This is a genomic window from Desulfovibrio sp. 7SRBS1 (assembly GCF_049723905.1).
Lineage (GTDB): Bacteria > Desulfobacterota > Desulfovibrionia > Desulfovibrionales > Desulfovibrionaceae.
In genome coordinates this window covers 740719-759799 of the sequence record NZ_JBJKFD010000001.1, presented here as the reverse complement: position 1 = coordinate 759799, position 19081 = coordinate 740719, and the positions used below count along the sequence as shown (strand labels likewise).

Below are 19081 nucleotides of genomic sequence, written 5' to 3'. Positions count from 1 at the left end.
GAAAAATTGTGCTCTCTTTTTATTTGAAGTCTTTCAAGTATGTGACTTATAAATTTCTTGAAATTCACAGGTAAAAGACCTAAAGCAATCAGGATTCTTTTATTGGGGGGAAACGCGTCTCATGCTCATAAGCGAATATACGCTGCCTGTGGTGCTTCGTCACTGTGAAGAGAACTATACGCACCACGCGGGTTTTTCTTTTGCAGGAGAAGAATCCGGGACATATGGTCAATTCGTTGAAAAGGTTCATGAGCTTGCCGGTCGTTTGGCCGGGCTGGGCTTCAGGATGGGCGATAAGATCGCTATTTTAGGCGAAAACATGCCAAACTGGGGTGTCGCCTATTTCGCCATCACGACCCTCGGCTGTGTTGTTGTTCCTATTCTGCCGGATTTTCACCCCTCTGCCATCCAACATATTCTCGAGCACTCTGAAAGCAAGGCGCTGTTTGTCTCGGAAAAGTTGTCTTGGAAAGTAGAAGAAGCCACTGCCGGACTGCACACCGTTTTTTCTGTGAATTCCTTGGAGATCACTTCGTCCGTTCGTCCCTGTTGTAGTGAAATGCAGGATGGAATGGATGAAGCACCGTACATTGGTGAAGACGATCTGGGAGCTATCATCTACACCTCCGGCACGACCGGGCACTCCAAAGGGGTGATGCTTTCCCATAAAAATATCGTTTTCAATGCCGTCAAGGCGCAGGAACTGATCAACATTGGCGGCACAGAGCGTATGCTCTCGATACTGCCCTTGGCGCACACCTACGAGTGTACCTTGGGTCTTGTGCTTCCGGTCTTGATGGGAATTCATGTATCCTATCTGAGCGGGCCTCCTACCCCCACATCGCTTGTTGCGGCCATGGGCGAGGTGAAGCCTTCTTTAATCCTAAGCGTCCCGCTGATTATTGAAAAAATTTACAAGCGTAGAATTCTTCCCGAATTGACGGCTTCCACTGCAAAACGTGTGGCCTACAGCAAGCCGGCTGGCCGCAAGCTCATGCACCGCTTGGCAGGGCGAAAACTGTTAAAAACATTTGGTGGAAACCTCCGTTGCTTTTGTATAGGCGGAGCACCGCTTTCCCCGGATGTTGAACGTTTTTTGCGTGAAGCACATTTCCCCTATGCCGTGGGCTACGGAATGACGGAAACTGCGCCATTGTTGGCTGGTGTAGAACCTTGCAAGACCCGCTACCGGTCTACCGGATCGGTTCTTCCTGGTGTGGAAATGAAGATACACGATCCTGATCCGGAAACGGGTGAAGGGGAAATATGGGTACGCGGGCCCAACATCATGCTGGGCTACTACAAAGCTCCAGAACTTACTTGCGAAGTAATGGACGAGGACGGCTGGTTGCAGACCGGTGACCTCGGGGTTATGAACGAGGATGGGTATCTGTACATCAAGGGCAGGCTCAAGAACGTCATTATTGGTCCCAGCGGTGAGAATATCTACCCGGAAGAGATCGAGGCTGTAATGAACGAGTTCGATGGTGTCCTCGAGTCCTTGGTTTATGAGCAGGGAAATCGTCTGGTTGCCAAAGTGCATCTGGATTATGAACGACTTGAGGAGTGTCTTAAGAGTGTGAAGACAATCGAGTCGGCCATGCGATCCAAGGTGATGGTCTTTCTTGAAGATCTGCGTACCCGACTGAACAGGAATCTTGCTCAGTACTCCCACGTCCATACGGTTATCGAGCAGGAAGAGCCTTTTGAAAAGACTCCTACACAGAAAATTAAGCGTTTTTTGTATGTCGCTTCCGAATGTTCGAAGAGGGCAAACCCAGCAGTTTAATTTTTCTTTTTCATAATGTTGAATTAACCCCGGAGGGCTGGCAAAGCCAGGCATTACGCCCTATCCGGGGTTTTTTATTGACCTTTCCGGGGTATTGGTCGTAAAAATAGGAACATTGTATCCAAACACCTGATGCCTTTTCCAAAACAAATTATCATACTTATTTTGCGTTCGACTATTGGCAACAATATACTTTGAGGAGGCAAAACATGATTCGTACTTCCAGTAAAGTGGTTGCTACATGTGTAGTGGCTACTTTCTTGTGGGTTTCCGCCGCCATGGCCGGAGAAGTCGAGGTGTTGCACTGGTGGACTTCCGGTGGTGAGGCAGCAGCCGTAGGCGTGCTCAAAGACATGCTTAAAAAGGAAGGGCATGACTGGAAAGATTTCGCAGTTTCGGGTGGCGCTGGCGCAAATGCGATGACAGCGCTCAAATCTCGTGCTGTTTCCGGTAATCCACCGACCGCTGCACAGGTTAAAGGGCCTCAGATTCAGCAGTGGGCCGAAATGGGCGTTCTAGCCAACCTGGACGATGTAGCCAAAGCCAACAACTGGGACAAGCTTGTTCCTCCCCAGGTGGCCAAGATTATGAAGTACGACGGCCATTGGGTTGCCGTGCCGGTGAATGTGCACAAAATCAACTGGATGTGGTGCAACCCCGAAGTTTTTCGCAAGGCTAAAGCAAAGATTCCCACCACATGGGATGAATTTGTAGTTTCCAGTGACAAAATCAAAAAAGCCGGTTTCATTCCCGTGGCATTCGGCGGCCAGAATTGGCAGGAAGCCACAGCTTTTGAATCTATCGTAGTTGGGGTGGGTGGTGTTGATTTTTATGTAAATACCCTGGTTAAGGCTGATCCCAAGGCTATCGACAGCGATACCATGGTGAAGGCTTTTGAAACTCTCCGCACTGTCAAAAAGTACACGGACAAAAATGCCCCGGGGCGTGACTGGAACCTCGCAACCTCTATGGTTATCAAGGGCCAGGCTGCCATGCAGTTCATGGGTGACTGGGCAAAGGGTGAATTCACCGCTGCCGGCCAATCGCCCGGAGTGGATTATGTTGCCGTTCCCGTTCCTGGGACGAGTAATTCGTATCTGTTCAACGTGGACAGCTTTATTATGTTCAAGGTCAAGGATAAGGCTGCTCAGGAAGCACAGAAAACCATGGCTCGTCTTATTCTGTCTCCAGAATTTCAGACTGTTTTTAATCTGAACAAGGGCTCCATTCCGGTTCGTTTTGGTATTGATCGTACCAAATTCGACGATGTGGCCCATCGTTCCATGAGTGAGTTCGAAGCCACCGCTTCGGACGGTTCCCTGCAGCCCAGCATGGCACACGAAATGGCTGTGTATCCTGCTGTCCGAGGGGCAATGTTTGACGTAATCACGAACTTTTATAATTCCGATATGTCCGCGAAAGAAGCAGCCAAGAAATTGGCGGCTGCGGTCAAGGAAGCTGAAACCGAATAATTGATACCAGGGGGCGGAAATTTCCGCCCCTTTTTTTATCGAGAATTTAAGAGTGCGTTGACCGTGCAAAGTAGAAGTTTATGAGTACAGCCACGGGGTCATCTCGTTTTTTCAGTTTTATGGAAGTCGTTCTGCCGAAGGTCGTGGTGGCTCCGAGTTTCGTTGCCATGGTGGTTTTCATTTACGGCTTCATTATTTGGACCGCTTATATTTCCCTTACAAAGTCAACTTTTTTGCCTGTGTATAAGTTTGCCGGGCTGATGCAGTACGGCAAGCTTGTTCACATTGACCGATGGTGGGTAGCCTGTGGAAACCTACTTGTTTTCGGGGTGTTGTTCATTCTTATCTGCACCATGCTCGGCCTGCTTTTGGCGATATTTTTGGATCAGAAAATAAGAATGGAAGGAGTGCTGCGCACGATTTACCTCTACCCTCTGGCGCTTTCTTTCGTGGTCACGGGCACGGCCTGGAAATGGATACTCAACCCAGGGCTGGGTCTTGAGCATCTGATGCATCAGATGGGATTTTCCACGTTTACTTTCGATTGGCTGGTAAACTCGGATATGGCCATATATACAGTGGTTATTGCCGGAGTCTGGCAGTCGACTGGATTTGTCATGGCCATGTTTCTTGCCGGACTACGTGGTATCGATGACTCCATCATCAAAGCCGCTCAGGTCGACGGTGCGGGATTGGTGCGCATTTATCGTAAAATTATCATTCCTTCGTTGCGTCCAGTTTTTTTCAGCTCGTTCATCATTCTCACCCACATAGCCATAAAGAGTTTTGACCTTATTGTGGTGTTGACTCAGGGGGGACCGGGGTACTCTTCAGATGTTCCGGCGACATTCATGTACGACTACTCCTTTACCCGGGGGAGGCTCGGACTGGGTGCAGCAAGTGCAATGATGATGTTTTTCATGGTGATGGCCATTATTGTACCGTATCTTTATTCGGAACTTCGGAGCAGAAAGAATGGCTAATTTTACAGGCCCGGTAAGGGAACGCACACTGGCGGACATGCTGTCCAGAGCCTTTCTTTATACGATACTGATCCTTTTCGCCTTGTATTTCCTTATTCCTTTATTTGTTATGCTGACCACGTCTTTCAAGACGATGAACGACATTCGAACAGGCACACTGATGTCTTTGCCGCATGAATGGTCCTTGGATGCATGGACCAAAGCCTGGGGAGAAGCCCGTATCGGAACCACGCAGGGTGGCATTAAAGGGTATTTCTGGAATTCGGTGCAGATGGTAGTTCCAGCCGTGCTTATTTCCTCTTTGCTTGGTGCTTTCAACGGATACGTGCTCGCCAAATGGAAATTTCGCGGAAGCGATACTTTTTTTGCCATGCTTTTGGTTGGATGCTTCATTCCCTTTCAGGTTGTATTGCTGCCGATGGCTCGAACCTTGGGCTTTCTTGGCATGTCCATGAGCATTACCGGACTGATTTTGGTTCATGTTGTTTACGGTATAGCATTCACCACGCTTTTTTTTCGAAATTTTTACGTGTCAGTTCCCGACGAGCTGGTCAAAGCAGCTCGTATAGATGGGGCCGGTTTTTTTCGTATCTTCTGGCGGATTATGCTTCCGATTTCTCTGCCGATTATAATGGTTTCGATCATCTGGCAGACGACGCAGATATGGAACGATTTTTTGTTTGGCGTGTGTTTTTCCACTGGAGATACACAGCCTATCACTGTTGCTTTGAACAATTTGGTTAATACATCGTCGGCAGTGAAGGAGTATAACGTGGATATGGCAGCTGCCATAATAGCCGCCGCTCCTACGCTCTTTGTTTATTTCGTGGCAGGGAAGTACTTCGTACGCGGCCTGACGGCTGGCTCAGTCAAAGGCTAGCTCTGCTCATTGCCCTTGAGCGTATTTACTCTCGACGGACCAAAGAGTTCGGAGCTGTCGCTGGAATTTTTAGGGGCCTTCAACGGGCATCTAGCGATTTTAATTAGGGAATTGAGATAAGATTGCGCCTGGTTCGTTTTAATCATTCGGGCGGAGATAAAAGGAAGAGAAATGGCTTCACTTACGATCAAAGATGTTTGTAAAGCGTTTGGCTCGGTCGAGGTACTTAAGGGAATAAACATAGATGCAGTGCACGGAGAGTTCCTTGTTCTCGTCGGGCCTTCGGGGTGCGGGAAGTCGACATTGCTTAATCTTATTGCCGGACTGGAGAGCATAACTTCCGGTGAAATCCGTATTGGCGAAAGGGTAGTCAACAAAGTTGCTCCCAAAGACCGTGACATAGCCATGGTCTTTCAGTCCTACGCTTTGTACCCGAACATGACTGTCCGTAAGAATATTTCCTTTGGCCTTGAGACCCGCAAAGTCCCCAAGGATGAGATAGAAAAGGTTATTCTTAAAGTCGCTGGGATTCTTCAAATTGAGGACTTGTTGGATCGTAAACCGTCGCAGTTGTCTGGCGGCCAACGCCAGAGAGTTGCCATGGGGCGTGCCATAGCGCGTAATCCTGCCGTATTTCTTTTTGATGAGCCGTTGTCCAACCTTGACGCGAAATTGCGTGTTGAAATGCGGACCGAAATCAAAAAATTGCATCAGCGTCTGGATACAACCATCGTCTATGTGACGCATGATCAGATCGAGGCTATGACTCTGGCTGATCGTATCGCTATTCTCAAAGACGGCATCGTGCAACAGGTGGGAACTCCCCGCGAGGTCTATGAAACACCGGCCAACCTTTTTGTTGCAAGTTTTATCGGCTCTCCGGCCATGAATTTTATTCCTGCTTCCGTTGTCCGCAGCGCCAATGAGGCTGCTGTGATCCTTCGTAACAAGGCGGGGAAGGATTTTACCGTGAAGATTTCTAGCGGACAGGAAGCCCTCTCCGAGCTTATAGACGGGCAAGAATTGATCCTGGGAATTCGTCCCGAACATGCTTCAGCTGGATTTGTTGGTAGAGACGATGCAAGCCTTGCGCATTTGGATTGCGAGGTAAACGTCGTGGAGCCTACCGGCCCTGATACTCTGGTCTATACGACGCTTAACGACCGAGAGGTGGTTTGTCGGGTTCATCCGGATCTAGCAAAACGTGCTGGAGAGACCATGTCTTTGGCCTTGGACATGTCCAAAGCCCTTTTCTTTGACCCAAAAACCGAGTTGAGGATAGCCGCTCGGTAGACACCACGAATTTTCTGCTTGGAGAATCGAGATGAAACGTAGTCAGATCAATGCGTTGATAACAGATGCCAAGGATTTTTTTAAAGCACATAGCTTTCATCTTCCTCCTTGGGCTTTTTGGGGGCCGGGAGACTGGAAGGGGAAGGGCGATTTGGAAATCGTCCAGAATATGCTTGGGTGGGACCTGACAGACTATGGACAAAATGATTTTGAATCCACCGGGCTGATTTTATTTACCATCCGCAATGGAAACCTGTCTTTGAAACACCCGAAACCCTATGCCGAAAAAATTATGATTGTAAGGGAAGGGCAGGTCTGTCCCATGCATTTCCATTGGACCAAGATGGAAGATATTATAAATCGGGGTGGGGGAAACCTTGTTATTGAGCTGTACGGTTCGGATGCCGAAGAAAATTTATCGGACCAGCCGCTGACCGTTCTTGTTGATGGAATTCCCCATGTGGTTGAGCCGGGAGGTACAATCATTCTGCAGCCGGGAGAAAGCATTACCCTGGAGCGCGGGATGTACCACAAGTTTTACGGCGAGGCGGGGAAAGGCAAAGTCCTTGTAGGAGAAGTTAGTTCCGTCAATGATGATAATACGGACAATCATTTTCAGCAGACTCTGCCGCGTTTCCCTGCTCTTGAGGAGGACGAGGCTCCGGTGCACTTGTTGGTTACGGACTACCCTCAATTTGTTTAGCCTTGATTTGAAAACATGAACGCCCCGTTTGGACATCATGCCTCACGGGGCGTTTCTTATGCGGCTCCATGTTAAGGGCACCAGAGTTTTGTGTTTTCATACTTCTTTAGGCTGTAGTCTACCCCTCACCATGCCAGATCATAGAAGTGGGCCCGGCTGTTTGGACTAATTGGCCGCAGCACTCAGGTGGACATTCTTACTGATTATGCCGTCCGATTTGGGGTAGGACAGGGAGGGGCTGGCCTGATGCCTTTGTATATTTCCATGTTTTTTTTCCTTCAAAAGCGAAGTGCGGACGCCGGGTGTTGTAAAAAAAAATCAAACTATTACGCCAAAGCTTGCCACAAATCGATCCCGGCCTCCAATTCCCGTAACTACATGCATTCGTATTTTAGCGAACACCAAAGACGTTCAGTTATCACATTGTCCATCTCGCGGCCGTCCGTATATGGATATTCGCACTCCGGCATCACGAAGCATCCTGGTAAAGATGTAGCTGTTGAACTGTGCCCCGGATCCGCATTAAAGATTTCGGGTACGCCATATCTGCTCATGGCTTCCTCCAAAGCGGAAACACAAAAAAATTAGTGTCCATGGTTTTCGACAAACGCCACAAGAGAACCGCACGACTATGCCAATCTATGATCGCCACCGGGTAGAGAAGCTTCGTTTCATGGGGATATACGTGATATCGGCACACAACACCTTATTGGGCTTTTAATCTGCATATTGCGCAGCAAATTTCAGATTTTTTGTGCTTCACAATGAAAAAGGGGTTACGACGCTAGTCGTAACCCCTTGAATTACCTGGTCGGGATGAGAGGATTTGAACCTCCGGCTTCTGCGTCCCGAACGCAGCGCTCTACCAGGCTGAGCCACATCCCGTGAAGGAAGGAATGTCTAATTAATTTGTAATGGTTTGGCAAGGAGAATTTGAAAAAGGTTTCAAATTAAGTAAAAAAAATTTCGTAGGCGGAGTCATAAAGTGTTTTTCTTGCTGGAAGCCAATAATGTATTTAAGTCAAGTTGTGTGTGGCTACCTAACTTCTGGACATTGGTAAGTTTAATATCTAGGCAGTTTTCCTCTGGCTGCCATCCCCCCAAAGAAAACAGAAATTTCCTTTTTATAGATTCCTTCGTGTTCGGTAGGAAATTAAGAGCTCCAAGTTCAGAAAGGGCCAGTCGGTTACAAGTCGTTCCTTTTTTGGGTTGGGGATGTGTCTTGAGGGGAGCGCATGGTTGGTGTATGATCATAAAATACGTGAGGTAATTGGATTGTTTTTCTGCCGTTGTGCAAAAAATAATTTAACCCCGTCGTCAAACCTCCATAATGCAAACCATGGCATCCGCATTATACATGCTTAAAAAACGAATTACTGGTTTGTCGAATAATCGAAAGGGTTTTCCAAGGAGAATGGAGTGAGCGTAATCAAAGTCGTTGTCATCGACGATTCCGCCTTTATGCGCAAGGCCATAGGCACCATGCTGGAGAAAGATCCTGCTATCACTGTGGTTGCTTCGGCTCGCAACGGCCAGGAAGGACTCGAAAAAATAAAACAGTTTCAGCCTGATGTTGTGACTTTGGACATTGAAATGCCAATCATGGACGGGCTCACCGCTCTGAAGCACATCATGGCGGATATGCCTCGTCCTGTACTGATGGTTTCTTCTTTGACCACAGAAGGGGCAGAATCCACCCTCAAAGCAATGGAACTCGGGGCCGTGGATTTTATTCCTAAACAATTGTCCAAGGTTTCTCTGGATATTGTTAAAATTGAGGAAGATCTGCGGGAAAAGGTCAAATACATCGGTACCCGTAAGTTCATCCCCAGGACTCAGGCATTTAGGGCAAAAGTTCGCGCTGCCGCTTCTGCACAGAAGAAATCTGACCCAACTTCCATTCGTCGTGAACTTATGACGCCCTCTGGGACTCAGGTGCGCGATGTTGTGGCCATTGGCGTTTCCACGGGCGGTCCGCCTGCCGTTCAGAATGTGCTTTCACGCCTGCCCGCCGCTTTTCCGGCGAGCATCGTCATAGCACAACATATGCCTCCGGCTTTTACCGGGCCTTTTGCCAAGCGCCTTGATGGTGTATGCAAAATACATGTGAAAGAAGCCGAAGATGGTGAACGACTGATGCCTGGGACCGCTTATGTAGCCCCTGGTGGCAAGCACTTAATGATCGACCAGAAGGTCAGCCGTATCGAATTGCGGGTAACCCCGCACCCTGAAGAAGCTTTGTACAAGCCTTCAGCCAATGTGCTTATTTCTTCGGTTGCCAAAGGTGTCGGCAAGCGCGGGTTGGGAGTCATCCTCACCGGCATGGGCAGTGACGGCAAGGAAGGTATCGCCGAATTGAAACAAAAGGGCGGTAGAATCATTGCGCAAAATGAGCAATCTTGCGTTGTCTATGGCATGCCCAAGGCAGTTGTTGATGCAGATTTAGCTGACGAAATAGTGGATATAGATGATGTGGCCGGTGCCATTGTTGAGGGGCTTTACAAATAAGTCGGGACATGATCCGGTCCTTTTTGACAAGTTGGGGAACGAGGAAAGCGAATATGCCGGAATCAAAAGAAATTCTGGAATTGTTGCGTAGCGACGAGCCGGAAGTCCTTCGGGAAGCTGCGTTCAAGGCTGGGGAAACCAAAGATCAGGACGCAATCCCGCTGCTGGTCGGCCTGCTGCAGAGCGGTAACCTGGGCGTACAGGAGGCTGCGGACACTGCCCTGCGTGATATCGGGGGCAAAGAGACCGTGCAGAACATGGTTCCGCTTCTCGAGTCAGAAGACGCTCCGGTGCGTAACTTGGCCATGGACATATTGCGCCAGGTCGGAAACCAGGATTTCTCCACCTTGATCAACTTGTTGCACAACGCAGATCCGGACCTTCGGATTTTCGCTTCGGATATTTTGGGGTCGACAGACAATGTCTTAGCGGTTGCTCCATTGTGCGAAAGCCTGCTTAAGGACCCAGAAGTCAACGTACGTTATCAGGCGGCCGTCAGCCTTGGAAACTTGGCTATGCCGGAAGCTGCCAAGTGCCTGGATAAATCTCTTGATGATGACGAATGGGTCCTTTTCGCTGTTATTGAAGCTCTTTCCAAAATAGGTGCGGACTCTAGTGTCGCTGCAATGGTCAAACGGCTGGATACCTGTTCCGACCTTGTGGCTTCCATGATTGTGGAAGCTCTTGGGGAGATTGGAAATATCAAGGCCGTGACCATGTTGTTACGGCGGTTGGAGAAAAGTCCTACTGCTCTGCGGAACAAAATTGTTCAGGCCATTGTAAAAATTCTGGGAGGGAAATCTCTTACTCTGCTTTCCGAAGGAGAGCGGGAGAACTTCCGGCAGTATCTTCGTGTTGCACTTAAAGATGAAGATAAGGCCATACAGGACGATGTCATTCGTGGTTTAGCTTATGTTGGCGGCGACGACGCGTCTAACGATGTTGTTCGTTTGGCCGCCACAATGGATGTGGACCGCGAATCCGAACGAATCGAGGCAGCTATCGATTCACTGGCGTGCATCGGGCTGACCAAGTCTCTGGTTTCCCATGCAATGCAAAATCAATCTTCTGAGCGCGCGCAAGTGGCCGTTGCCGTACTCTCACGCATCCCTTCGCCGGAAGTGACGAATATCCTCATCGATGCTTTCAGAGACAAAAACCGGGACCTGCAGCGGGAGATCGTTCAGGCTTTGGTGAAAACGGCAGGCGAAGAAGCTGCTCCCTTTTTTATGGATGTTTTAAAGACGCATGAAGACGGGACCGTTATTAAAAATTCTTTGTATTTTCTTGGGCAAAAAGTTCAGTATGTGCCAGCCGAGGAACTTCTCTTCTCTTTTCTCGACCATCCATGGAATGACGTTAAGGAAGTCGCTTTGGAAGCCTGCATTGAGCTTGGCTCAGAAGGTATGCCGGAACGATTCATGGAACTTGTCTCCAGTGATGATCCGTTGCATCGGTTGATGGGGGTGTATGCTGTTGGCAAGCTCAACCTCGCCCATCAGAAGGAGGTATTGAAAAATGCTCTGGAAGATGAAGTTCCGGATATCCGAAAGGTGGCCCTTGAGTCCATGGCTCAGATTTGCGGATTTGGTGATGACTGCCTCGAGATGATTGTACGCAGGCTGTACGATGAAAATAGTGACGTACGCCTGACGGTTGTTGAGTTACTGGGACAAAGTGATGAGCCCAAGACTATACCTTACCTGCTGCAGGCGTTGGATGACGACGATGATTGGGTCCGAATCCGGGCCATGGAAGCGTTGGCGTCCCGCCAAGAGCGGCAGGCAACTCCTAAATTGATCCAACTGCTGGATTCGGACAATAAACTGATCGTGTTAAAAGTGATTGAAAGTCTTGGTGAGATAGGGGGGCAGGCTGCATTCAGGGCCTTGCTCGAGGTTTCGGGCGGAGACGAACCGGAATTGATGGCAGCGGCTGAAGAAGCTGTGCAAAAGATTCAGTCCCAGGGCGAGGATGAATAGATGTCTCTTTTTTCCAAGTCGGGAATACTCGGAAAGGAGCTGAAAATTTCCAATGAGGAATTCACGCAGCTTAGGGACTTTATATATGACCGGAGCGGTATCTATATTGCCGACAACCGGAAGTATCTTTTGGAAAACAGGCTGGCCAATAGAATCAAAAAACTCAATCTGAAAGACTACGGAGAGTACTTTTATTATTTGCAGTATGATCCGCGAAAACAGCAGGAATTGAACAGACTTTTCGAAGCGGTTACGACCAACGAGACGAGCTTTTACAGAAATCCTCCGCAGTTGAAGGTCTTTCAGGACAAAGTACTTAAAACAGTGCTTGATGCGCAAAAAGCCAAGCGCACCAAAAGTCTTCGTATTTGGTCGGCAGGGTGTTCCACCGGCGAGGAGCCCTACACCTTGGGGATTATCCTGCACGAGGTGTTGGGGAAGGACATTTCTCAGTGGAATATAAAAATTACTGCCAATGACCTTTCAGAAGCGGTTCTCATGTCCGCCCGGCGCGGTATTTATACAGATTACGCCTTGCGAACAACACCCAAAGAAATTGTCCGCAAGTATTTCGAAGAGGACGGTGGCAAATTCAAGGTTATCCCTGAAGTAAAAAGGCTCGTAAGCTTTGGTCAGATCAACCTTAATGATAAAGTCCAGTTGAAGCGTGTTGAACGTTCTCAAATTGTGTTCTGCCGTAATGTTATCATCTACTTTGACGATGCCGTGAAGAAGCAGGTAATCGGATCTTTTTACGACAATCTGCTTCCCGGAGGGTTTCTCCTTATTGGACACTCGGAGTCACTGCATAATATTTCGAGGGCGTTCAAGCCCATCCACCATCCCGGTGCCATCGTCTACAACAAAGAGGGGTGAGCGATGGGAGACAGCGACAACCGTAGAGAGTATGAACGCCTTCCCAAAGAATTTACTGTTGAATACAGTGCATTCGAGTTTCCTTTGGGAAAACAGCCCAAGAATGAAGTCTGCTGTGCGGACATTAGTGTGGGTGGTGTACGAATAAAAACGGAACAACTTCTTGAACCCGAAAGCAAGGTAGTTTTAAAAATCTTCCTGCCCCGATTCGGTAAGTTCCATCCCGGTTATCTTAAAGTCTTTGAAAGTGACGTAGGACAATACATGCAAGCTATTTCCGAAGTCATGTGGGCGGAAAAAGATGCCGATGGAACCTGTTATGCCGGATTGCGTTTTCTCGATGTTGACGAAGATGACTGGCGCGCTCTAGAAAATCTGATCCGAAAATACAGTCAAGAAGCAGAATAAGGCAGGGATCTGTTTCGAAGCGAGGTTCGTTTGTCGGCAAAAATATTAGCAGTTGGCAACCAGAAAGGCGGTGTGGGCAAAACCACCACGGCGTTGTCTTTGGGGGCAGCTCTAACCCGATTATCTCGGCGGGTTTTGATCATGGATCTTGACCCGCATGCTAATGCTTCGATCCATATGGCTTTTTTTCCAGAGGATCTTAAGCATACGGCATACGATCTTTTTAACGCAGAAAAGGGTGATGCAGAACTCTGGAAACGTATCATCCTAAGAGAACAAGCATCGGGGATGGATTTTGTTCCAGGGAACATACGTCTTTCAGAGCTTGAAGTGGACACAAAGGACCGCCCCCGTAAAGGAATGATCCTTAAAGATGCGTTGGAAACCGTAAAAGACGACTATGACTTTATTATTTTGGACTGTCCGCCACACGTAGGAGTTTTGCTTGTAAACGCTCTTGTGGCCTGCGATTTGCTTATCATCCCTGTGCAAACCGATTTTTTGGCATTACATGGAGTTCGTCTGATCTTTGATACGATTAAAATGATTAATCGCGTTATGCCCGAGCCTGTAAAATTTAAGGCATTGGCGACCATGTACGATAGAAGAGCTGGAGCCTGCCGGCGTGTTTTGAATATGCTACGCCGTAAATTCAGGGGGAAAATATTCAGCACCATTATCAATATGGATACGAAATTTCGGGAAGCCAGCGCCAGGGGGAAGGTTATTTATGACGTCGACCCCAATTGTCGTGGGGCAATGGAATATATGCTGCTGGCAAAGGAAATAATGAACCAATGAAGACACCTGAAGAATATTTCCAGGAAAAAGTGGAACTCCCTGGTGCTGCAGTCCATGGAGGAAGTTTTACAGATGCGGAAAAGGCTTTTATTGAAAAATATTTGGGCCTTGAAAATAAAGAAGCACTGGCACGTATCCCCCGGCATGACCCTCGTGGTGAAGATGCGGTGGCAGGCTTTGGACCGCGTGGTGATTCAGGAGGCGGAGAAGATGATGAGCTTGAAGCCCGCCTCAGAACAGATCCCGAGTTGCAGCTGGTTAGCTTTATGGTTGGAGAGCAGGAGTATGCCCTGCCTATCAAGGCCATTCAGGAAGTCATTAAGTATGTGCCTCCGACCCGTCTTCCCAAAGCACCACTGTATGTGGAAGGGGTCATCAATCTGCGCGGTCGAGTAACTCCTTTGGTGTCTATGCGGAGCATTATGGCGACAGGAGATGTCCAGGATGACCGCTTTATAATTGTATGTAGATTCAAAGGGCTGCAGATTGGTCTTATGGTTACGGCAATCGTAACCATGTACCGGGCTTTGCAGGAGCAGATAGAGTGGAGCATTGAAGCCAGCGTGGGAATAAACGCCAGCTTTCTTTCCGGTCTGATGAAATCGGGCGAAAAGCTGGTGAATATTATATCCGTAGAACGTTTGGTAACAAGCATTCTTTCCAGATAATGCGGAGGAAGCATGTCAAAAAATATCCTCATAGTTGATGATTCCAAAACAGTACGAAACCTTGTGGCCTTTATTATGAAGAAAGAAGGCTTTAAGGTGACGACTGCTGAAGATGGCCTGGATGGACTCGAAAAACTTTACGCGAGCGAGTCTATTGACCTCATCATTTCGGACGTCAATATGCCCCGCATGGATGGATTTACCTTCATCAAATCCGTTCGAGACCAAGATGCCTACAAGGACATTCCCATTATAGTGCTTTCAACAGAAGGCCAGGAAAAAGACATTCAGACGGGTCTCGGTCTTGGAGCAAATCTGTATATGGTTAAACCGGCCCAACCTGAAAAGATGGTTAAAAACGTCAAAATGCTGTTGGGTTAATCTGAAAGCACACGCTAACGCGTCGCCTGGCGGTATGTCTGCTTAAGCGTCGAGTCAGTACAAGCCTCGGAGTTGATAGATGAACCAGGATTTTATGGATCCTGAAATCTTTGCAGACTTTATAGTCGAAGCCAAAGAACATTTGGAGACGATTGAGCCGACCCTTCTGGAGCTGGAAAAGGCCCCGGACAATCTGTCGCTCTTAAACGATGTGTTCAGGCCCATGCATTCGCTGAAAGGTGCATCTGGATTTTTGGGACTGAACAAGATCAATGGGCTTGCCCATAAAGCGGAGAACATCCTTGATGAACTCCGTAATGGGAATATAGTGGTTACGACGGACATCATGGATGTGATTCTTTCGGCCACTGACGCATTGCGCAGCATGATCGACTCGCTTGAAGAGAATGGAACCGAAGGCGATGTTGATACTGACCCCATCATCGACCAGATTGCCCGGCTCATGGCAGGTGAGGCTATTCAGGAAAGTTCCGGCCCTGAAGTGGCGGAGGTTGCTGCTGAAGAAGCTGCCCCTGTAGAAGAAAATCCAGAAGAAAATTTTGTTGAACCCGACGATGATTCGGCTGAAGATGAAATTGACTGGGATGCTGTTGAGCCCGGTGAGCAAGCTGTTGCCGTTGAGGACTTGCCGGATTTGCCACCATTCGAGCCGGAAACATATAAGCTTTCCGTGCTTGGAGAGGAGCACCTGACGGACTTTCTTGAAGAAGCACATGAGAATGTTCAAAGTCTGGGAACACTGCTGATTGATTTGGAAAAAGATCCTGTCGTCAACAAGGAATTGGTTAACGACATCTTTCGTTTTTTCCATAACCTAAAGGGCAACAGTGGTATCATCGGATATAAAGAACTCAACTCGTTGACGCACGAGGCTGAAACTCTGCTCAATAAAGTACGCAAGGATGAAATGGAAGTTTCCAACTCCCTGATCGACCTTGCGTTGTCCGCCGTGGACCTGATTGACGACCTCGTCAACAGTATCGATTCCAAAGCAGCAGAAGTCACTCCCATTGATACCCGGATAATGGAGTGGCGCCTGCAGCGTGCATCCGAACATGGCTTTTTGCCGGAACCAGGGCAACATCAGAAAGCAGATGATGTGGCGAGCGATGATGCGCCTTCTGAAAAGCCTTCGGATGAACCAGCAGCTGAAGAGAAGATTTCTTCTTCGCCTGCAACGGCAAAAGAACCTGAAAAGGATGAAGCACAGCCTGCAGATGGACAGGACGGAAGCAAATACGACGAGGAAGATGTTCAGGCCTTTATTCAGGCCAATATCCAACAGCTGCAGAACGTCTCCTTTGCTCTGGAAACTCTGCGTAAGGACAGCACAGATAAGGATTTTATCGATGGGTTGTTCAGAAGTCTGGTAACCATTCAGAATTCTTCCGGGTACATGGGGTTTGATGAAATCAAACTCACAGCCGAAAGAACAGCTGGCCTGGTAGACCAGGCTAGAGGCTCCGATCTGGATTTCAGCCTGATGCTGGATATTCTGGAGCAGGAGTGTTCCATCCTTGAAGATCTGGTCAAGGCCAAGTTCGTGGAGCTCGGAGTAGAACCCGAAGAACCAGCAGAAAAAGCTGGGGGATCGGCTGAAACGTCTGCTGACAAAACAGCTAAAGCTGAAGAAAAGCCTGTTGAAAAAGAGACTCCCAAAGAGTCTAAACCTGCGCCAGAAAAAACTCCTGAATCGCCTGCCGTTGAGAGCAAAAAGGCTGAGAAGTCTACTGCCGTGGCAGAAATCGCACCTGTGGAACCGAAACCTGCTTCCAAGCCTGCCCCGAAAAAGGCAGCCCCGCCGGCAGCAAAAGCAGCTCCTCAGAAATCTGCCACAAAACCGGCAGCTCCACAGAAAGCAAACAGCGCTCCCACCAAGCCGAAAACTTCGGCAACTATCCGTGTCGACCACGAAAAGCTCGACCACTTGATGAACCTCATCGGAGAACTCATCATCAACCGTAACCGTTTTGCTATGCTGGGGCGTTCCCTTGAAGAGGGCCATCTGGATGTGCAGGAAATTGCCCAGAATCTGATTGAAACAACAGACTCCATGAACCGCATTTCCGATGATCTGCAGGACACCATTATGAACGTGCGTATGGTGCCTGTTGGGACGGTTTTTTCGCGTTTTCCGAGGTTGGTCCGTGACCTTTCCCGTAAAAGCGGCAAGCAGGTTGAATTGATTACGGAAGGCGAGGATACTGAACTGGATAAGAGTGTTGTCGAAGTTATCGGCGACCCCCTTGTTCATATGATTCGTAACTCCGTTGACCACGGACTGGAAAACGAAGAAGAAAGAGCCCAAACACAAAAAGATCCTGTGGGCAAAGTTTGGTTGCGTGCATATCACCGCGGCAACTCGGTTGCCATTGAAGTTGAGGACGATGGAAAAGGAATTGATCCTGAAAGAATTCGGAGCTCGGCTTTAAAGAAAGGGCTTATAACACAGGAGCAGGCCTCTCAGATGGACGACAGGGAAGCTTTGGAGCTTATCTTTGCTCCTGGCTTTTCATCGGCCGAGAAGGTTACCGATATTTCCGGCCGAGGCGTTGGAATGGACGTGGTTCGTTCCAACATCAAGAACCTCAAAGGCAGTGTGAGTGTAAACAGTGAGCTCGGTAAGGGGACCAAGGTTACTTTGAGCCTACCGCTCACGTTGGCCATTATTGATGCGCTTATGGTTATGGTCAGTGGGAACATGTACGCCATCCCTCTGGATGCTGTTTCCGAAACCACCAAGTTGAATGCCAAGCGTCTCACAGATGTGAACAGCCGTAAGGCCTTGGAGTTGCGTGGTGAAGTCCTCGGTATAATAGAACTTTCCGAGGTGTTGGACTTGCCTCCCAATAAGGAAAAACGTGACCTGCTGCCTGTTGTCATTATCAATGACAATGACCGCCGACTTGGCATTGTCGTTGACAGGCTCCTTGAACGTCAGGAGATCGTTATCAAGCCGTTGGGTGCATACCTCAACGAGTTTGATTTAAGAGGAATCTCCGGTGCGACAATCATGGGAGATGGCAGCGTCATTTTGATTCTTGATCCGCATGAGGTCTATTCGATGTCTTCTTCTTTGAAAAATAACTGAGAATAATAACTTGCAAAAAGAAAAGGGCCGGAAAGTCAGCTGACTTTCCGGCCCTTTTTTATGATTTTTTAGGGAGTGCGGTGGGGGGAATTAATAAAGAAAAAACAACTTGAGTCCGGCAAAACCAAGACAAGTCAGCATGCTCCACTCGAAAAATCCGGCCAGAATAATAAAGCCGGAAAGGCGCATAGGCATCGAGCTTCTGCTGACAGCTGCCCACAGCACAATGCTGGCCAGTCCGGTTCCCATTCCCGCATACCATGCAGGGGCGATGTTCTGCACTGCAACAAGCTGCCCGAAAACAGTATGAATACTCATTCCCACCCATATTTGCAGGGCCAGGAAGAGCACTCCGAAAAAGGCTGCCATTGTGGAAACGAGGCGTAGTGAAAATACGTAATAGTCGCGTCCCCAATCGTCCCTTTTTCTACGGTAGAGCATGTATCCCAGTCCTAAAGCCGTGGTGGCAAGAGGAGCCAAAGCAAGCATGGATACGGCCAGGGCAGGAAAAATAGGAGCCTCGGTCGGGGCCAGCAGCGCAATGAGGGTTTCGGGTTGCACTCGCTCTCCGGGCAAGGGCAGCATGTACGCGTACGTAAGGGCTACACTGACGTAAACAACGCACAGTCCGGCAAGAGCCGCGACGACACCAATCAGGATATGGAGTGCTTGTGATGTTTTAAGTTTTTTCCAGGTGATGGCATGTGTGATACTCGCAACTACCCAAAGTGCCAACGGTATGCAGGCCCAAATGAGAGGAACGTTCACAGGAGTACCGAAAGGCAGCAGGCCTGGAATTTTGAGATAAATCAAAATGAGCGTTCCGGCCACAACAAACAATGTGTAGGCCATGCACCCCAAGCCAAACGTACTGAGTTGCTGGGCTGTCTTTTTATAAAAGACTTTGCCCTTACTGGCAGCGAGAATTTCACAGACCAGTGCCACCAATGGAATGCCTAAGGCTGTCATGGCAAGGAAGACGTTGAAGGCAAGTGGAGCCATGTTGGCTGCCAGTAAAATATCCCCAGAAGAAAAAGCCATGTATCCGAATCCTCCGAAATGATTTGCAATATTGCTTTGTTGGGAGGGGAGCCGAAAGATATGCGGGGTCCCCGGCATACAAGCCTTGCAGAAAGAAATAACTGGGGTCTGTGCGGTGCCCCGTCCTTCCGGAGTGGAATCACTCAAAAGTGAGCAGGCGGCCTTGTCATCATTTGTACTGAAC

15 protein-coding genes, 1 tRNA gene and 1 pseudogene are annotated in these 19081 nt (G+C 48.6%); 14 read left to right on the top strand and 3 right to left on the bottom strand.

Features of this window, described 5'->3' with window-relative positions; all coding sequences use genetic code 11:
• Window positions 1-121: 121 nt before the first annotated feature.
• The 6 genes from ACI0FJ_RS03765 (at window position 122) to ACI0FJ_RS03740 (ending at window position 7120) form a co-directional block, all read left to right on the top strand.
• A complete protein-coding gene (locus ACI0FJ_RS03765) occupies window positions 122-1789 on the top strand; it encodes an AMP-binding protein (RefSeq protein ID WP_424299182.1) in 1668 nt (555 codons plus the stop codon).
• 209 nt (window positions 1790-1998) lie between these two features.
• Complete coding sequence (locus ACI0FJ_RS03760; protein WP_424299179.1) at window positions 1999-3261, top strand: ABC transporter substrate-binding protein; 1263 nt, start codon at window positions 1999-2001, stop codon at window positions 3259-3261.
• Between the two features lie 80 nt (window positions 3262-3341).
• A complete protein-coding gene (locus tag ACI0FJ_RS03755; RefSeq protein WP_424299176.1) occupies window positions 3342-4244 on the top strand; it encodes a carbohydrate ABC transporter permease in 903 nt (300 codons plus the stop codon).
• A 37-nt stretch (window positions 4245-4281) separates the two neighbouring features.
• Entirely contained in the window at window positions 4282-5124 is an 843-nt protein-coding gene (locus ACI0FJ_RS03750) for a carbohydrate ABC transporter permease (RefSeq protein WP_424306472.1), read from the top strand.
• Window positions 5125-5295: 171 nt separating this feature from the next.
• A complete protein-coding gene (locus ACI0FJ_RS03745) occupies window positions 5296-6417 on the top strand; it encodes an ABC transporter ATP-binding protein (RefSeq protein ID WP_424299173.1) in 1122 nt (373 codons plus the stop codon).
• Window positions 6418-6448: 31 nt separating this feature from the next.
• Window positions 6449-7120 (top strand): D-lyxose/D-mannose family sugar isomerase, encoded by a 672-nt coding sequence (locus ACI0FJ_RS03740; RefSeq protein WP_424299170.1) that lies wholly within the window; start codon window positions 6449-6451, stop codon window positions 7118-7120.
• A 383-nt stretch (window positions 7121-7503) separates the two neighbouring features.
• On the opposite strand, the pseudogene ACI0FJ_RS03735 reads toward ACI0FJ_RS03740, so the two are convergent.
• A pseudogene (locus ACI0FJ_RS03735) lies at window positions 7504-7816 on the bottom strand (transposase); the annotation flags it as partial.
• A gap of 112 nt (window positions 7817-7928) precedes the next feature.
• Window positions 7929-8005 (bottom strand) — tRNA-Pro (locus ACI0FJ_RS03730).
• A gap of 576 nt (window positions 8006-8581) precedes the next feature.
• On the opposite strand from ACI0FJ_RS03730, the gene ACI0FJ_RS03725 reads away from it, so the two are divergent.
• The 8 genes from ACI0FJ_RS03725 (at window position 8582) to ACI0FJ_RS03690 (ending at window position 17856) form a co-directional block, all read left to right on the top strand.
• On the top strand, window positions 8582-9628 hold the full coding sequence (locus ACI0FJ_RS03725; protein ID WP_424306470.1) for a protein-glutamate methylesterase/protein-glutamine glutaminase: 1047 nt from the start codon (window positions 8582-8584) through the stop codon (window positions 9626-9628).
• A gap of 53 nt (window positions 9629-9681) precedes the next feature.
• Complete coding sequence (locus ACI0FJ_RS03720; protein WP_424299167.1) at window positions 9682-11610, top strand: HEAT repeat domain-containing protein; 1929 nt, start codon at window positions 9682-9684, stop codon at window positions 11608-11610.
• Complete coding sequence (locus ACI0FJ_RS03715; protein ID WP_424299164.1) at window positions 11611-12486, top strand: CheR family methyltransferase; 876 nt, start codon at window positions 11611-11613, stop codon at window positions 12484-12486. It begins immediately after the preceding gene.
• A gap of 3 nt (window positions 12487-12489) precedes the next feature.
• Entirely contained in the window at window positions 12490-12894 is a 405-nt protein-coding gene (locus ACI0FJ_RS03710; RefSeq protein ID WP_424299161.1) for a PilZ domain-containing protein, read from the top strand.
• Window positions 12895-12924: 30 nt separating this feature from the next.
• Window positions 12925-13695 carry a ParA family protein gene (locus ACI0FJ_RS03705; protein ID WP_424299158.1) on the top strand — a complete coding sequence of 257 codons (771 nt, stop codon included), beginning with the start codon at window positions 12925-12927 and terminating at the stop codon, window positions 13693-13695.
• Entirely contained in the window at window positions 13692-14363 is a 672-nt protein-coding gene (locus ACI0FJ_RS03700; RefSeq protein ID WP_424299155.1) for a chemotaxis protein CheW, read from the top strand. The genes ACI0FJ_RS03705 and ACI0FJ_RS03700 overlap by 4 nt, the downstream gene beginning before the upstream one ends.
• A gap of 12 nt (window positions 14364-14375) precedes the next feature.
• Window positions 14376-14744, top strand: a complete 369-nt coding sequence (locus ACI0FJ_RS03695; protein ID WP_424299152.1) for a response regulator — start codon at window positions 14376-14378, stop codon at window positions 14742-14744.
• Window positions 14745-14823: 79 nt separating this feature from the next.
• Entirely contained in the window at window positions 14824-17856 is a 3033-nt protein-coding gene (locus ACI0FJ_RS03690; protein ID WP_424299149.1) for an Hpt domain-containing protein, read from the top strand.
• Between the two features lie 90 nt (window positions 17857-17946).
• On the opposite strand, the gene ACI0FJ_RS03685 is transcribed toward ACI0FJ_RS03690, so the two are convergent.
• On the bottom strand, window positions 17947-18897 hold the full coding sequence (locus ACI0FJ_RS03685) for a hypothetical protein (protein ID WP_424299146.1): 951 nt from the start codon (window positions 18895-18897) through the stop codon (window positions 17947-17949).
• Between the last annotated feature and the right edge of the window lie 184 nt (window positions 18898-19081).

What these genes read in the sequence shown, in the direction of transcription:
- ACI0FJ_RS03745 (WP_424299173.1), top strand. Translation starts at nt 5,296, where the DNA reads ATGGCTTCACTTACGATCAAAGATGTTTGTAAAGCGTTTGGCTCGGTC.
- ACI0FJ_RS03710 (WP_424299161.1), top strand. Translation starts at nt 12,490, where the DNA reads ATGGGAGACAGCGACAACCGTAGAGAGTATGAACGCCTTCCCAAAGAA.
- ACI0FJ_RS03725 (WP_424306470.1), top strand. Translation starts at nt 8,582, where the DNA reads ATGCGCAAGGCCATAGGCACCATGCTGGAGAAAGATCCTGCTATCACT.
- ACI0FJ_RS03755 (WP_424299176.1), top strand. Translation starts at nt 3,342, where the DNA reads ATGAGTACAGCCACGGGGTCATCTCGTTTTTTCAGTTTTATGGAAGTC.
- ACI0FJ_RS03695 (WP_424299152.1), top strand. Translation starts at nt 14,376, where the DNA reads ATGTCAAAAAATATCCTCATAGTTGATGATTCCAAAACAGTACGAAAC.
- ACI0FJ_RS03700 (WP_424299155.1), top strand. Translation starts at nt 13,692, where the DNA reads ATGAAGACACCTGAAGAATATTTCCAGGAAAAAGTGGAACTCCCTGGT.
- ACI0FJ_RS03685 (WP_424299146.1), bottom strand. Translation starts at nt 18,897, where the DNA reads ATGGCTTTTTCTTCTGGGGATATTTTACTGGCAGCCAACATGGCTCCA.
- ACI0FJ_RS03740 (WP_424299170.1), top strand. Translation starts at nt 6,449, where the DNA reads ATGAAACGTAGTCAGATCAATGCGTTGATAACAGATGCCAAGGATTTT.
- ACI0FJ_RS03690 (WP_424299149.1), top strand. Translation starts at nt 14,824, where the DNA reads ATGAACCAGGATTTTATGGATCCTGAAATCTTTGCAGACTTTATAGTC.
- ACI0FJ_RS03765 (WP_424299182.1), top strand. Translation starts at nt 122, where the DNA reads ATGCTCATAAGCGAATATACGCTGCCTGTGGTGCTTCGTCACTGTGAA.
- ACI0FJ_RS03720 (WP_424299167.1), top strand. Translation starts at nt 9,682, where the DNA reads ATGCCGGAATCAAAAGAAATTCTGGAATTGTTGCGTAGCGACGAGCCG.
- ACI0FJ_RS03715 (WP_424299164.1), top strand. Translation starts at nt 11,611, where the DNA reads ATGTCTCTTTTTTCCAAGTCGGGAATACTCGGAAAGGAGCTGAAAATT.
- ACI0FJ_RS03750 (WP_424306472.1), top strand. Translation starts at nt 4,282, where the DNA reads ATGCTGTCCAGAGCCTTTCTTTATACGATACTGATCCTTTTCGCCTTG.
- ACI0FJ_RS03760 (WP_424299179.1), top strand. Translation starts at nt 1,999, where the DNA reads ATGATTCGTACTTCCAGTAAAGTGGTTGCTACATGTGTAGTGGCTACT.